The following is a 14,732-nucleotide window of genomic DNA, read 5'->3' on the forward strand; positions in this document are numbered from 1 at the left end:
TTCCCGGGAACCTTTACTTCCTTTGATGGACTTGTCATTAAAAAATTTTAAGGAGGAAAAAAATGACAACACTCATCACAGTTTTAGTGGTTCTAGTTTTTGCGGCATTATTATATGTGTTTTATCGTATGCAAAAGCGCCATACTAAATTTTCAACGCGCGTCTTTACTGCGCTAGGAATCGGGATCGTTTTTGGCGGTCTACTGCAAATTATCTTTGGGGTTGATAATCAAGTCGTCACTCAATCAATGGAATGGATCGGAATCGTTGGAGATGGCTACGTTGCTTTCTTACAAATGCTAATTATGCCATTGGTTTTCATTTCAATTGTCGGCGCGTTTACCAAAATGAAAGTTTCGGAAAAATTAGGTAAAATCAGCGCAACAGTTTTAACAACTTTGTTAGCGACAACAGCAATCTCTGCATTGATTGGGATTGGGACAACGATGCTCTTTAATTTACAAGGTGCAAAGTTTACTGAGGGAGCAGCAGAAACAGCACGTATTGCTGAATTAGCTACTAGACAAGAAACAGTTGAAAACTTATCTATTCCTCAACAAATCTTATCATTTATTCCTAAAAATGTTTTTGCTGATTTAGCGGGAAGCCGACCAACAAGTACAATTGGTGTCGTGATTTTCGCCGCATTTGTTGGGGTTGCATACCTTGGTGTTAAACGTAAAGCACCAAAAGAGGCAGCCTTTTTCTCAGATTTGATTGATAGTTTATATAAAATAGTTATGCGAATCGTTACATTGGTTCTACGCCTAACACCGTATGGCGTACTTGCTTTGATGACAAACGTCATGGCTACAAGTGACTTCGCTGCAATTGTGAACTTAGGAAAATTTGTGTTAGCTTCATATATTGCTTTATTTGCGGTGTTAATCGTTCATTCGCTCATTTTAATGTCAGTCAAAGTGAACCCAATCAGCTACTTTAAAAAAGCTTTTCCTGTATTGAGTTTTGCTTTTACCTCACGTTCTAGTGCGGGTGCATTGCCATTGAATATTGAAACACAAACGAAAGCACTTGGTGTTGACGATGCAACAGCGAACTTTTCAGCAAGTTTTGGTTTGTCAATTGGGCAAAATGGCTGTGCCGGTGTTTATCCAGCAATGTTGGCAACAATTGTTGCACCAGCAGCAGGTATTAATGTCTTTAGTTTAGAATTTATTTTGATGTTAGTAGCAATCGTAACAATCAGTTCATTTGGTGTCGCTGGTGTCGGTGGAGGAGCAACATTTGCTTCATTGATTGTGTTAGGCGCAATGAATTTACCAGTAGCAATCGTTGGTTTAGTTATCTCTGTTGAACCATTGATTGACATGGCTCGTACTGCAACAAACGTTAGTGGTAGTATGGTAGCTGGAATTGTTACAAGTGCTCGTATCCATGATTTGGATCGTGACGTCATCAATGATGAGACAAAAGTTATTGACGTAAATGCATAAAGTCTAAGAACAACAACTTAAGAGATTGGGACAAAACTAGAAACCCAATCGTTCTTAACACATTTTTCAATTAAAAAAATGCCTAAAACCAACGTTTTCAAAAAACGAATTTTAGGCGTTTTTTTATTTAGGTTACTTTTGTCTCAACCTTTTTTCGTTTTCAAGAAATAAATATTCCGAAAAGTGGAAACATGAAAAAGAAATGAGAAAATTCTATTAAATAAACAAACCTAGAGTTTATAGAAGGTATATGGTAAACTAGCAACGATTAATCACCATTTAAAATGGTTTTAGGAGGAACAAGATGTTTACAAATGAAATAAAAATTATGCTTTATGTCGACGATGTTGAAAAAAATGCAGCATTTTGGACAGATAATGGTTTTGCAGAATTGGATCGTCAAGAAATGGATGGAACATTGATTGTTGAGATTGGCCCAGCAGTTGATGCACAAGCAAAATTAGTTTTATACGATCGTAAATTTATTGAAGCACATTCACCAGAAGTTGCGTCAAATTCACCATCTTTAATGTTTGCAAGTGAAGACGTCTTTGGTTTATATAAAAAAATGCAAGCAAACAAAGTTACACTAGGTGATCTTGTTCAAATTGGTGAAGAGTATGTTTTTAATTTTGCTGATCCAGACGGTAATTATTTTGCAGTGACCGGCAAATAAATGAACACTTTTGTAGAGGATGTGTCACAGAATCTGCAAAAGGTTCTTTTTTCGAACAATAAAATAATTATGTAAACCTAAAGTTTTATAATTATTCAGTCTTGCGTAAAAATGCACAAGCAAATAAATCGTCAAATGCCTGATCCTTTCTTATACTATTTGGGAATCATCAGAATGAAGGGATGTCACAGTATGGATTACCAAGTTTTACTTTATTATAATTACACAACAATTGCAGACCCAGAAATGTTTGCAAAGGAACATTTAGCTTTTTGTAAGTCATTGAACTTGAAGGGGAGAATCCTTGTCGCAACGGAAGGAATTAATGGCACGTTATCAGGAACAATTGCAGATACGAATGCTTATATGGATGCAATGAAAGCAGATGCGCGTTTTGCAGATACGTTCTTCAAAGTCGATCCAAGTCCTGAGCATGCGTTTAAAAAAATGTTTGTTCGTCCACGTCCGGAACTGGTTTCTCTTAAACTAGAGGATGATATCAATCCGAAAGATACCACAGGCGCTTATTTATCACCGCAAGAATTTAAAGAAGCAATCCTTGATGAAGAAACTGTTGTGATTGATGCGAGAAATGATTACGAATATGATTTAGGTCATTTCCGCGGAGCTGTTCGACCAGAAATCCGTAGCTTTAGAGAACTCCCACAATGGATTCGCGATCATAAAGAAGAATTTATGGACAAGCGTGTCGTTACTTATTGTACAGGTGGTATTCGTTGTGAAAAATTCTCTGGCTGGTTAGTTCGAGAAGGTTTCAAAGACGTTGGACAGTTACATGGTGGAATTGCAACATATGGAAAAGATCCTGAAGTTCAAGGCGAATTATGGGATGGACAAATGTATGTTTTTGATGAACGAATTGCAGTTGAAATCAATCATGTCGATAAACAAGTTGTCGGTAGAGATTGGTTTGACGGAACACCATGTGAACGCTATGTGAATTGTTCAAATCCTGAATGTAACCGCCAATTTTTGACTTCGGCAGAAAATGAAGCGCGACATCTAGGCGCATGCTCAAAAGAATGCGCGCAACATCCACACAATCGTTACCTTAAAGAGCATTCTTTAACAGATACAGAAATTACAGAAACCGTGGCGGCAAACTTTAAATAAATCAATTAATATAGTAGCTAAAAGAAAAGCACAAACTTGTTTTTCTTTTAGCTCTTTTTTTGTTGGAATCACTTGCAAAGTTACGCTATACTTTTTAGGAAAGGATGCGATGGTTATGAAATCTTTGGTCTATGCAATCAGCGATGTTCATGGAGAATATGAATTGTTTCAAGAATTAGTACGTGAGTACGATCCAACAATTCATCAATTAGTTTTGATTGGTGATTTAAACGATCGCGGACCGAAAACAAAAGAATGTTTTTTACTTGGAATGAAATTAGCAAAAGAAACTGGAGCCATTTATTTGCGTGGAAATCATGAGGAATATTTCTTGCAATTTTTACACTCTCCAGAAGATTGGTATGACGCGTATTTGCGTAATGGTGGTAAAGAAACTTTTGAAAGTTTACTACATCCGGGTGCAACAGAAGAATATTCTCCGACGGAAATTGCAATGATGATTCGTTCAAGATATGACGAACTGATTCAATTTTTAGTGGAGAGGCCATTGTATTTTGAATGGAAACAGTATTTATTTGTTCATGCAGGAGTAGATTTAACGAAAAAAGATTGGCGAGAAACTAGTCCAAGAGATTTTATTTGGATTCGTGAACCCTTTCATCACGGGAAAAATCAAACGGGTAAGACAATCGTTTTTGGCCATACAATTACACCTATGTTGCATGGCGATATGCAAACAACGGACTTGTGGCGAAGCGACAATAAAATTGGAATTGATGGCGGTGCTGTTTTTGGAGGATCCATTCATGGCGTGATTTTTGATGAGCAAGGAATTGTACAAGATATCGAGCATCAAAACAATCAAGGACCGTGGCAACCAGATTTTTAATTTAGATAGTTGTACATGAACAACAAGTATCAATTTTACTAAAAAGTGTAGGACGACGTGTTCTATGCTTTTTTATTCTGTAATTCCATCCGTTTTTATTCCATAAAAAAAGTATGCTAAAATAGACAAGCGACTAACAAATCAAAGGAGAACATCTCAATGACAGAAAAGCTAAATCAAACAATTATCCAGCTTGTGCAAAAAGAATTGGCAAGCTATAACACAAAACAATTAACAACGGTTCTTCATTTATTGAGTGAAGGAAATACGGTTCCTTTCATTGCACGCTACCGAAAAGAAATGACGGGGAGCTTAGATGAAGTCCAAATTCGGGAAATCGAAGAACGTTACGCATACTTAGAAAATTTAGAAAAAAGAAAAGTGGAAGTGTTACGCTTAATTGATGAACAAGGAAAGTTGACTCCTGAATTAGAAGCCGGGATCGTTCAATCAGTCAAGATGCAACAAGTAGAAGATTTGTATCGTCCATATAAACAAAAACGCCGTACAAAGGCAACGATTGCCAAAGAAAAAGGATTAGAACCACTTGCTGAATGGTTATTGCAATTGAATGACCAGAAAGTTGAAACTTATGCACAAACATTTATTAATGAAGAAAAAGAAGTTTTTTCTGTAGAGGATGCGTTACAAGGTGCGCATGAAATCATTGCAGAGCAAGTCAGCGATACTGCTAAATTTAGAACATGGATTCGTTCTTATACTTATAATAAAGGTAGTTATGTAAGTTTAGTAAAAGATGCAGACGTAGACGAGAAAGGTGTCTATGAGATGTATTACGACTTCTCAGAGCCTGTTCATAAAATGGTTTCTCACCGTATTTTAGCAACAAATCGTGGAGAAAAAGAAGACATTCTGAAAGTCAATCTACAAGTAGACGAAACAGCAGTAATGGATTATTTGGAACGTCAATTAGTTGGTAATCCAGCGTCACCTGCTGCAAGTTATGTGCGTGAAGCTTATCAAGATAGTTACAAACGGTTTATTTCTCCAGCGATTGAACGTGAAGTTCGCAATGAGTTAACTGAAAAAGCGGATGAACAAGCCATTTCGATTTTTGGTGAAAATTTGCGTAACTTATTATTGCAACCACCTTTAAAAGGAAAAGTTGTGTTAGGCTTCGACCCGGCTTATCGTACGGGGTGTAAATTAGCAGTAGTTGATGCTACAGGGAAAGTCCTAGCAATCGAAGTAATCTATCCACACAAACCAGCTGCCCAAGCAAAACGTGAAGCAGCAAAAGGTCAATTTGTAAAACTAATCAATCAATATCAAGTGGATATGGTCGCAATCGGAAACGGAACAGCTAGCCGAGAATCAGAATTATTTGTAGCGGAGCAGTTAAAAAACGTGGATCACACAGCATACTATGCAATTGTCAACGAAGCTGGTGCCTCTGTATACTCTGCGAGCGAAGTTGCTCGAACTGAATTTCCTGATTTACAAGTTGAAGAAAGAAGTGCTGTTTCAATTGCACGACGTTTGCAAGATCCATTGGCAGAATTAGTAAAAATTGATCCGAAAGCAGTCGGTGTTGGGCAGTACCAACACGATGTTTCTCAAAAAAGATTGGCAGAGCAATTAGACTTTGTTGTTGAGACAGTTGTTAACCAAGTGGGTGTGGATGTAAACACGGCAAGCCCACAATTGCTACAGCATATCTCCGGGTTGAATAAAACAATTGCGCAAAATATTGTTACTTATCGTGATGAAAATGGTGCGTTCAATGCACGTACACAATTGAAAAAAGTTCCAAGATTAGGGCCAAAAGCATACGAACAAGCTATTGGATTCTTACGGATACCTGATGGAAAAAATGTACTAGACAATACTGGTATTCACCCAGAAAGTTATGCAGTAGCAAAAGAAATTTTAACCATGAATCAATTAACTGAGAAAGATTTGGGAACCTCTGAAGCAACAGAAGTCTTGAAAAAATTAAAACCAGAAGCTTTAGCTAAAACGATGGAGATTGGTGAAGAGACCTTGACGGATATTTTAGAAGGGTTGACACAACCTGGTCGTGATATGCGGGAAGAAATGCCCGCACCGTTATTGCGCCAAGATGTCTTAAGTATGGAAGACTTGAAAGCAGGTATGGAATTAAAGGGGACTGTCCGAAATGTTATCGACTTTGGTGCTTTTGTGGATATTGGGGTTAAGCAAGATGGACTCGTTCACATCTCAAAATTAAGTAAAAAGTTTGTTAAGCATCCAACAGATGTGGTTTCTGTTGGGGATGTCGTAACTGTATGGGTCGAACAAGTCGATGTGAAGAAAGGTCGTATTAGTTTAACTATGCTTTCGCCTTATGAGGAGTAAAAAGTGACACAAGAAGAATTACAAACGCTAGTTGAAGCCATTTCGATTGAGTGGTTTCAACGCCCGTTTATGCATGAAGCTATTTTTAATGCACGCCTGAAAACAACTGGCGGGCGTTATCATTTGAATGATCATCATTTAGACTTTAACCCGACACTGTTTGCTCAATCTGATGAACAAACCATTGTCGGCATCATTAAACATGAGTTATGTCATTATCATTTGCATTTAGCAGGGAGAGGCTATCGTCACCGAGATAGTGAATTTAAACAGTTGTTGCAACAGACAGGTGGATTGCGTTATGCCCCCGCTGTAGCAAAAAAAACTAGTAAAATTGAATGTTATCAATGCGTACGTTGTCAGACAATGATTTATCGGAAACGAAAAATTGATACAAAACGTTTTCGTTGTGGACGCTGTCGTGGAAAATTAGTTTGGCAAGAAACAAAACGGTCGAATGACGATAATGACTAAATAGATAGATAAAGGAGTATCGTTGAAATGATTGATAATTGGAATCTGCTACTAGCATTTTTAGCTGATCAGCCAGCTACGAGTTCAGAAGAACCAAACCAAACAGCTCCGCTACTAATCCTTGCAGGAAACGGGTTACCAGTTTTGGTTGATCATGCAGCTGACCTTTTACGAAACAAACAGATTGCTCATCTTTTTTTAGTAGGCGGGGTTGGTCATGCGACGCCTGTACTTCGTAAAAATTTTGCGGATCAAGGATTTTTATTTGCAGAAACGCTTAGCGAAAGCGAGATGTATCGTTGCTATTTAAAAGAAAAATATCATTTTTCAGATGCGCAGTTACTTGTTGAGTCACATTCTACAAATTCTGGAGAAAATGCTCAATTTGCGTTAGATAAACTGCAAAAGATGCAGTTATCTCCACAAAAAGTTTTACTGATGAATGATCCTATACTACAGCGACGAACAAGAGCAACTTTTGAAAAAGTTTGGGGAAACACAGCCGTTGAATTTGAAAATTATGTACCAATTGTTCCACAATTGGAGCGTTGGCACGAGGAAGGACCAAATGCTGTTATGACATTTAAACAACCGGAATTAGATAATCAGTGGCCATTGAATTACTTTAAGTCATTAGTGCTTGGAGAGATTGCTCGCTTACATGATGATGAACATGGTTATGGTCCTAAGGGGAAAGGTTACCTTAATCATGTCGAAGTTCCAAAAGAAATTTGGATAGCTTATCAAGAAATTTTGACCCAGACAAATTGGCAATTTTGTCGTACGTAACTCATTATTTCGTAAGAAACGTCGTTTGCGAATAAATTTGGTTGAAATTTTTATTTGTTTATAAGATAATGAAAAACGTGTTGAATATGTGAATGAATAATGGATGATAGATAAGAGAAGAGGATTCAAATGACAAATCAAGAAAAATTATATCATTTTGTTGGTATCAAAGGTTCAGGAATGAGCTCATTGGCGCTAGTATTACATGAAGAAGGACTAAATGTTCAAGGATCAGATATTGAAAAATATTTCTTTACACAAAGAGATTTAGAAAAAGCAAACATAACAATCTTGCCATTTAGCGCAGATAACATTAAACCAGGTATGACAGTCATCGCAGGGAATGCGTTTCCTGACACTCATGAAGAAATTCAACGTGCCAAAGAACTTGGTCTTGAAGTGATTCGTTACCATGATTTTATTGGTGACTTTATTCAAAACTATACAAGTATCGCGGTAACTGGATCACACGGTAAAACAAGTACAACTGGTTTACTTTCACATGTGTTGACAGGCGTTCGCCCAACAAGTTATTTGATTGGTGACGGTACTGGACATGGCGATCCACGTGCAGAATTTTTCGCATTTGAAGCTTGTGAATATCGTCGTCACTTCTTAGCTTATTCACCTGATTATGTGATTATGACAAATATTGATTTTGATCATCCTGATTACTATACAAGTATTGAAGATGTCCACAACGCGTTCCAAACAATGGCTCGCCAAGTGAAAAAAGCAATTTTTGCGTATGGTGATGATGAATATCTAAGAAAATTAGAAGCAGACGTGCCAATTTATTACTATGGAATTAGCGAAAATGATGATATCCAAGCACGAAATATTGAACGAACAACAACTGGTTCAGCTTTTGATGTGTACCATGAAGACGAATTTATCGGTCATTTTGTGGTTCCTGCTTTTGGAAAACATAATATTCTAAATGCCTTAAGTGTAATCGCTGTTGCTTACTTTGAAGACTTAGACCTTAAAGAAGTGTCAGAAGAAATGTTGACTTTCCCTGGCGTAAAACGTCGTTTCAGCGAAAAAATCGTTTCAGACATGACAATTGTTGATGACTACGCACATCATCCAGCAGAAATTCGTGCAACTATTGATGGTGCACGTCAAAAATATCCAGATAAAGAAATCATTGCTGTCTTCCAACCGCATACCTTTACGCGAACAATTGCGTTGATGGATGAGTTTGCTGAAGCATTAGATTTAGCAGACCGCGTGTACTTATGTGATATTTTCGGTTCAGCTCGTGAAAAACAAGGTGATGTTAAGATCGAAGACCTAGGTGAAAAAGTTCAAAAAGGCGGGCAAGTTCTGAAAGAAAATAACGTTTCACCATTGTTAGACTACCATGATGCAGTTGTTATCTTTATGGGAGCTGGTGATGTTCAAAAATTTGAACAAGCCTATGAAAAACTATTAAGCAATACTACAAGAAACGTCTTGTAATCACTAACAAATGACGAAATCAATCAAAAGCGGCCAAAAAAGTTTTGTCTTTTTGGCTGCTTTCTTGTATATAAAAAGTGCGGTTTCCATAACTTGCCTTTTTGCTTGGTTTTGGTACAATTGTTCTTGAGTAAAATAAAACTGGAGGGTTTCTATTTTGAATATAGGTAAGCCGAGAAAATTAGGAAAAACAATAAATGAGTTAGAGGAAGGCGACTCGTTGTCTTTAACAGAATCAATTGAAGACAATCAACTGTTGCTTTATTTAGGATTGACGAATGATGCTAATCCATTATACATTCAGCATGATTTTGCACAAAAAACGGAGTATCAACAACCAATTGTGCCATCTGTGATGTTAATGGGTATCATTACAAGTGCTATTTCTAAGCATTTACCTGGTCCAGGCTCACACGTTGTGAATTTTTCTGTGAATTTTATTGAACCAGTTTTCCACTACGAAACATTGACTTTCCAATTTGAGGTCATAAAAGTAGATAAAATGAAAGACGTCGTTACGATTTCTGTTGAAGCAGAAAATGGGGAAGGGAATCGCGTACTCGATGCTGTAGTAATGGTTCAGCCACCTGTTGACCCAGAACTAGAAATTGAATTTGAAAGTGAAGGTGAACTAAATGAATAATCAAAGCGTAGCAAATGAAGGAATCAATCGTTTCTATTCTAAAGTGTATGGCTTCCTAGGTGTGGGATTGGCGTTAAGTGCATTGACTTCATACTTAGCACTCTCAGTTTTTCCGCAACAAGTAGCAACATTTATTAATGGCTTTCCATTAGGTTTTATGGGACTTTGGATTGTTCAAATCATTTTAGTATTGGTTTTAAGTGCAAAGGCTCAAAAAAATCCAAGTTTAGCTATTGGTGGCTTTATTGCCTATTCATTATTAAATGGCTTGGTACTGGCTGTGACGCTTGCTTTTTATGATATTGGAACAATTACGCAAGCATTTTTGACTGCAACAGGCATGTTTATCGGGATGTCAGTTGTGGGAATGGTTACTAAAAAAGATTTGAGTGGGATTGGTCGCGCAGGATTAGCTGCATTGATCGGTGTGATCATTGCCATGTTTGTCAATATTTTCTTACTTCATAGTAGTGCAGTCGATTTCTTCATCTCAATCTTGTTAGTCTTGATTTTTGCTGGAATCACTGCTTATGACAATCAAAATATTCGTAAAGTGTACATTCAAAGTAATGGAACAGCAAACAGTGGTGTGGCAGTGTTCATGGCTCTTCAATTGTATTTAGACTTTATCAACTTGTTCCTTGCATTTCTACGAATTTTTGGACGAAACAATTAATTTTTAACATTGAAACGGGTAGGAGATAAACATTTTCTCCTATCCGTTTTTTCTTTTCGCTTTCCAAGACATTCTTTGTTAGAATAAATAAGAACTTTACGGATGAGGAGCTAATTGATATGACAAAAAATAAATTATTATTGGTCGACGGAAATAGCGTCGCCTTTCGCGCATTTTTCGCGTTGCATAACTCACTAGAACGTTTTAAAAATCGAAATGGGTTGCATACCAATGCAATTTACGCTTTTAACACAATGTTTGAGAATGTGATGCAAAAAGAACAACCAACACACGTATTAGTTGCCTTTGATGCAGGAAAAACAACTTTCCGTACAGAGATGTACGCTGAATATAAAGGTGGACGTTCAAAAACACCTGGTGAATTTAAAGAACAGATGCCTTACATTCGTGAATTGTTAACAGGGCTAGGCGTAAAATATTATGAACTACCAAATTATGAAGCCGATGATATTATTGGTACGTTGGCAGAAAAAGTAGATAAAGAAGCATTTGATGTTGTTATTCTTTCAGGAGATCGAGATTTGACACAGTTAGCTACTGATGCTATCAAAGTAGACATTACCGTGAAAGGTGTGAGCGATATTGAAAGTTACACACCAGAACATATCGCAGAAAAGTATGATGGATTGACGCCTAAACAAATTATCGACATGAAAGGACTAGCCGGTGATGCTTCTGATAATATCCCTGGCGTAACCAAAATTGGTGAGAAAACAGCGATTAAATTGTTGAAAGAATATGGTTCAGTCGAAGGCGTCTACGAACATATTGCTGAAATGAAAAAAAGCAAGATGAAGGAAAATCTGATTAATGATCAAGAACAAGCTTTTCTGTCCAAAAAATTAGCTACAATCAACACACATGCACCTGTTGATGTCACAATTGATTCATTGAAATATGAAGGAAAAGACTTAGAAAAATTAGTTCCGTTTTATCAAGAAATGGAATTTAAGCAATTTTTAGCTAAGCTTGATATCCATGAGGAAGAGCCCGAGCTGGCAGATGTTCTATTTGAAGTAGTGACAGAGTATCAACCAGAAATGTTTACTACTGACATGGCACTTTATGTCGAAATGTTAGGCGAAAATTATCATACAGAAGACATTGTTGGCGTTTCTTGGGGGACAAAAGAAAAAATTTATGTGACCAATGATCTAAGTATTTTCGAAAGCGACGCATTTAAAGAGTGGTTGACTGATGGAACACGCCTGAAAAAAGTTTATGATGCCAAACGGACATATGTTGCCTTGAACCGTTATACTGGCAAGACACAAGGAATTGATTTTGATGTTCTTTTGGGCTCTTATTTGTTAGATACTAACGATAAAAGCAGTGATATCGAAGGAGTAGCCGCACATTATGGCTATCAAGATATCCAATCAGACGAAGCGGTTTATGGAAAAGGTGCCAAAAAAGGATTACCGGAAGAGGAAGAAGTTTTCTTTGCGCATCTTGCTCGTAAAGTTGCAGCAATCAATGCCCTGACACCAATTTTGAACAAAGAGCTAGAAGAAAAAAATCAAGCAGACTTGTTTTATAAAATGGAACTACCACTGTCACAAATCTTGGCAGAAATGGAAATTAGTGGAATTAAAGTCGATGCTTCACGTTTACAAGAAATGAAGATTGAATTTTCGGAGCGTCTAAAAGAAATTGAAGAAAAAATTTATACGGAAGCTGGCGAAGAGTTCAACCTGAATTCACCTAAACAATTAGGTGTTATCCTGTTTGAAAAAATGGGCCTGCCTGTTATTAAGAAAACCAAAACAGGTTATTCAACAGCGGTGGATGTGTTAGAACAACTGAGAGAACAAGCACCAATCGTTGACGACATCTTAGTCTACCGTCAAATTGCAAAAATCCAGTCAACTTATGTAGAAGGGCTATTAAAAGTGATCCAATCTGATGGTAAAGTGCATACTCGTTACGTTCAGACACTGACCCAAACTGGTCGCTTGAGTTCAGTTGATCCGAACTTGCAAAATATTCCGATTCGTTTAGAAGAAGGTCGGAAAATCCGTGAAGCATTTGTTCCAAGAAAAAAAGATTGGTTGATTTATTCTTCTGACTACTCTCAAATCGAGTTACGTGTATTAGCACACATTTCTGATGATGAACATCTGAAAGCTGCCTTTTTGGAAGGTCAAGATATCCATGCAAGTACGGCAATGCGGGTCTTTGGGATTGAAAAGGCAGAGGACGTAACACCAAATATGCGTCGCCAAGCAAAAGCTGTCAACTTTGGGATTGTGTATGGTATCTCGGATTATGGCTTATCGCAAAATCTTGGTATTTCCCGAAAAGCAGCACAACAATATATCGACACTTATTTTGATAAATACCCTGGCGTGAAATCATACATGGAACGTATTGTTCGCGAAGCAAAAGATCAGGGCTTTGTGGAAACACTTTATCATCGTCGTCGCTATTTACCAGAAATCAATTCAAGAAACTTTAACTTACGTTCGTTTGCAGAACGGACGGCTATCAATACACCAATTCAAGGTAGCGCAGCTGATATTTTAAAAATTGCGATGATTGATTTGGCGAAACGATTGAAAGAAGAAAAACTAGAAGCAACAATGTTATTACAAGTACACGATGAATTAGTTTTTGAAGTTCCGGAACACGAATTAGAAGCATTAGATCAATTAGTCAAAGAAGTAATGGAAAATGCTGTTTCGCTACATGTGCCATTGATTACTGATAGTAGTTGGGGCAAAACATGGTACGAAGCCAAATAAAAAAGAAAAAGGTGAAGAAGAAACATGCCTGAATTACCAGAAGTTGAAACGGTCCGTAAAGGGCTAGAACGTTTGGTCACAGGAAAAAAGATTCAAAAAGTGCAAGTCTTGTGGCCCAAAATTATTGAACAACCAGAAGCACCGATTTTTGAAGCAACGTTGATTGGTGAAACCATCGAATCAATTGGACGTCGTGGCAAGTTTCTGATTTTTCATTTAACCAATTACGAGTTGATTTCTCATTTGCGAATGGAAGGAAAATATTCCTTTGTGGAAGAAAATCAACCATTAGATAAACATACTCATGTCATTTTCTTTTTTGATGATGGCAGTCAGCTTCGTTATAATGACGTTCGTAAATTTGGTCGAATGACGCTGGTGGCAAAAGGACAAAGTGATTCTTATCGCGGAATCATGAAGTTAGGTCCAGAACCTCTACCAGAGTTATTTACTTTGGCAGAATTTGAAGCAGGTCTCAAAAAATCACATAAAGCAATCAAACCGTTGCTATTGGATCAACGCTTAGTCACGGGATTAGGCAATATTTATGTAGATGAAGCATTATGGGAAGCAAAAATCCATCCAGAGCAGCCCGCCAATACATTAAAAGGAAAAGAAATTGCAGCACTTCGCTTAGCAATCATTGATGTATTGGGAAGAGCGGTGGAAGCAGGTGGAACAACCATTCGTAGTTATCTCAACGCACTTGGTGAAGCAGGTAGTTTTCAAATGGCACTTCATGTTTATGGTCAAACAGGCCAGCCATGTGTGCGTTGTCAAACACCAATCGTCAAAACAAAAGTTGCACAAAGGGGGACTCACTATTGTCCAAAATGTCAGCAACTGAAAATACCAAAGTAGGTTTTGTTTTAGGTTTAACAGGAAGCATTGCAACAGGTAAAAGTACAGCTGCTGAAGTCTTTAAAAAGCATGGGATTCCAGTAATTGATGGTGATGTAGTAGCAAGAGAAGTCGTCGAGCCTGGAACCGCTGGTTTGTCTGCAATCGTTGAAGTGTTTGGTAAACAGATCTTAAATGAAGATGGTACGCTAAATCGAAAACAATTAGGTGCCATCGTGTTTGCGGATAACGAATTACGCCAAACACTAAATCGTGTGTTAAATCCGTTTATTCGCGGACGTATCAAACAACAAATTGCTGAAAAAAAACAGCATAATCCCTTGGTTGTTGTTGATGTTCCTTTGTTGTTTGAAGGACATTATGAACGTTACATGGATGCTGTAGCAGTTGTCTATACCACAGAAGCGATTCAGCTCGAACGATTGATGAAAAGAAATCAGTTAACAGAAGCTGAAGCGTTGAAACGAATAAAGACGCAATGGTCGATTGAAACGAAAAAAGAACGAGCTGACTTTTTGTTTGATAATACTCAGACAAAGGAATCGTTGGTTCAACAAGTTGAGTTGTGGTTAAAACAACAATCGTTTATCACAAATGAAAAATAAA

At 37.4% G+C, this 14,732-nt stretch carries 13 protein-coding genes; all 13 read left to right on the forward strand.

Translation table 11 applies throughout. The annotated features are described in order from the left end of the window. The first annotated feature begins 62 nt into the window (after positions 1-62). The 13 genes from IGJ66_RS05455 to coaE all read left to right on the forward strand — a co-directional run bounded on the left by IGJ66_RS05455 (position 63) and on the right by coaE (position 14,731). Complete coding sequence (locus IGJ66_RS05455) at positions 63-1,454, forward strand: L-cystine transporter (protein WP_071868455.1); 1,392 nt, start codon at positions 63-65, stop codon at positions 1,452-1,454. A 304-nt stretch (positions 1,455-1,758) separates the two neighbouring features. After that, complete coding sequence (locus IGJ66_RS05460) at positions 1,759-2,130, forward strand: VOC family protein (protein WP_067481760.1); 372 nt, start codon at positions 1,759-1,761, stop codon at positions 2,128-2,130. 192 nt (positions 2,131-2,322) lie between these two features. Continuing rightward, entirely contained in the window at positions 2,323-3,264 is a 942-nt protein-coding gene (locus IGJ66_RS05465; protein WP_071868454.1) for a rhodanese-related sulfurtransferase, read from the forward strand. A 115-nt stretch (positions 3,265-3,379) separates the two neighbouring features. Beyond that, entirely contained in the window at positions 3,380-4,114 is a 735-nt protein-coding gene (locus IGJ66_RS05470; RefSeq protein WP_430616938.1) for a metallophosphoesterase, read from the forward strand. Between the two features lie 159 nt (positions 4,115-4,273). Then, the gene (locus tag IGJ66_RS05475) at positions 4,274-6,454 is read left to right on the forward strand and encodes a Tex family protein (protein ID WP_430616939.1); all 2,181 of its coding nucleotides are present in this window, start codon (positions 4,274-4,276) and stop codon (positions 6,452-6,454) included. Between the two features lie 3 nt (positions 6,455-6,457). Beyond that, positions 6,458-6,928 (forward strand): SprT family protein, encoded by a 471-nt coding sequence (locus IGJ66_RS05480; protein WP_430616940.1) that lies wholly within the window; start codon positions 6,458-6,460, stop codon positions 6,926-6,928. Between the two features lie 27 nt (positions 6,929-6,955). Continuing rightward, positions 6,956-7,717, forward strand: coding sequence for a YdcF family protein (locus IGJ66_RS05485; RefSeq protein ID WP_218658202.1), 762 nt, complete (start codon positions 6,956-6,958; stop codon positions 7,715-7,717). A gap of 129 nt (positions 7,718-7,846) precedes the next feature. Then, complete coding sequence (murC, locus tag IGJ66_RS05490; RefSeq protein WP_067481770.1) at positions 7,847-9,181, forward strand: UDP-N-acetylmuramate--L-alanine ligase; 1,335 nt, start codon at positions 7,847-7,849, stop codon at positions 9,179-9,181. A gap of 157 nt (positions 9,182-9,338) precedes the next feature. Further along, complete coding sequence (locus IGJ66_RS05495; RefSeq protein ID WP_095803560.1) at positions 9,339-9,824, forward strand: MaoC family dehydratase; 486 nt, start codon at positions 9,339-9,341, stop codon at positions 9,822-9,824. After that, a complete protein-coding gene (locus IGJ66_RS05500) occupies positions 9,817-10,500 on the forward strand; it encodes a Bax inhibitor-1/YccA family protein (RefSeq protein WP_067481774.1) in 684 nt (227 codons plus the stop codon). Before IGJ66_RS05495 ends, IGJ66_RS05500 begins: the two co-directional genes overlap by 8 nt. 119 nt (positions 10,501-10,619) lie before the next feature. Then, positions 10,620-13,265 carry a DNA polymerase I gene (gene polA / locus IGJ66_RS05505; RefSeq protein ID WP_067481776.1) on the forward strand — a complete coding sequence of 882 codons (2,646 nt, stop codon included), beginning with the start codon at positions 10,620-10,622 and terminating at the stop codon, positions 13,263-13,265. Positions 13,266-13,289: 24 nt separating this feature from the next. Next, entirely contained in the window at positions 13,290-14,126 is an 837-nt protein-coding gene (mutM, locus tag IGJ66_RS05510; protein WP_067481778.1) for a DNA-formamidopyrimidine glycosylase, read from the forward strand. Then, positions 14,090-14,731, forward strand: coding sequence for a dephospho-CoA kinase (gene coaE, locus IGJ66_RS05515; protein WP_270607787.1), 642 nt, complete (start codon positions 14,090-14,092; stop codon positions 14,729-14,731). The genes mutM and coaE overlap by 37 nt, the downstream gene beginning before the upstream one ends. Position 14,732: the final 1 nt, after the last annotated feature.

The sequence above is a fragment of the Enterococcus sp. DIV0176 genome (assembly GCF_050528535.1).
In the GTDB taxonomy this organism is placed as follows: domain Bacteria; phylum Bacillota; class Bacilli; order Lactobacillales; family Enterococcaceae; genus Enterococcus_B; species Enterococcus_B thailandicus.

Coding starts and splice junctions, on each gene's coding strand:
- IGJ66_RS05455 (WP_071868455.1), top strand. CDS start 63: ATGACAACACTCATCACAGTTTTAGTGGTTCTAGTTTTTGCGGCATTA.
- IGJ66_RS05460 (WP_067481760.1), top strand. CDS start 1,759: ATGTTTACAAATGAAATAAAAATTATGCTTTATGTCGACGATGTTGAA.
- IGJ66_RS05465 (WP_071868454.1), top strand. CDS start 2,323: ATGGATTACCAAGTTTTACTTTATTATAATTACACAACAATTGCAGAC.
- IGJ66_RS05470 (WP_430616938.1), top strand. CDS start 3,380: ATGAAATCTTTGGTCTATGCAATCAGCGATGTTCATGGAGAATATGAA.
- IGJ66_RS05475 (WP_430616939.1), top strand. CDS start 4,274: ATGACAGAAAAGCTAAATCAAACAATTATCCAGCTTGTGCAAAAAGAA.
- IGJ66_RS05485 (WP_218658202.1), top strand. CDS start 6,956: ATGATTGATAATTGGAATCTGCTACTAGCATTTTTAGCTGATCAGCCA.
- murC (WP_067481770.1), top strand. CDS start 7,847: ATGACAAATCAAGAAAAATTATATCATTTTGTTGGTATCAAAGGTTCA.
- IGJ66_RS05500 (WP_067481774.1), top strand. CDS start 9,817: ATGAATAATCAAAGCGTAGCAAATGAAGGAATCAATCGTTTCTATTCT.
- polA (WP_067481776.1), top strand. CDS start 10,620: ATGACAAAAAATAAATTATTATTGGTCGACGGAAATAGCGTCGCCTTT.
- mutM (WP_067481778.1), top strand. CDS start 13,290: ATGCCTGAATTACCAGAAGTTGAAACGGTCCGTAAAGGGCTAGAACGT.